At 67.2% G+C, this 536-nt stretch carries 1 protein-coding gene; it reads left to right on the top strand.

Annotation, left to right across the window (positions count from 1 at the left end):
- Positions 1–119 precede the first annotated feature (119 nt).
- Positions 120–536 (top strand): transposase (locus FK498_RS19010; protein ID WP_237561030.1); only part of this gene is annotated, 417 nt, incomplete at its 3' end.

Genomic DNA, 536 nt, shown 5'->3' with positions numbered 1-536 from the left:
GTCGCCCGTGAAGAACGCGGAACCTCGCACGATTCCTCGCGTCTCCAGCTTGAAGAGGTATTCGCGTTTGCAAGGTCCCTGTCCGGAGCGGGCGGAAAGCTTGCAAATCCGCGTCCCTGTTGAAGGCCGTCCGGCGGCGTGATTCGCTCGGCATGTCGTGGCCGGGGAGCACGCCGATGCGGCCGAAATCACCACCGCCCGAGCAGCCCGAACTCTTCCGCTCGGCGCTGATGAACCTCGTCGATCCGCGGCATCCTCTGGTGCGCCTGGCGGGCCTGATCGACTGGCATCGCTTCGCCGCCGCGTTCGGTCCGCTGTATCGCGACGGTGTCGGCCGGCCCGGACTGCCGACGCGGCTGATGGTCGGGCTGCACCTGATCAAGCACATGGACGGCCTGTCCGACGAAGCTGTCTGCGCGCGCTTCCTCGACAGCCCCTATGTGCAGCTGTTCTGTGGCGAGACCCACTTCCAGCACGCCCTGCCGCTCGATCGCTCTTCGATGACCCGCTGGCGCAAGCGCATCGGCGCCGAGCGG

The sequence above is a fragment of the Elioraea sp. Yellowstone genome (assembly GCF_006704265.1).
GTDB lineage: Bacteria > Pseudomonadota > Alphaproteobacteria > Acetobacterales > Acetobacteraceae > Elioraea.
Note: the sequence above shows the minus strand (reverse complement) of the source record. Positions and strands in the feature narration are given on the sequence as shown.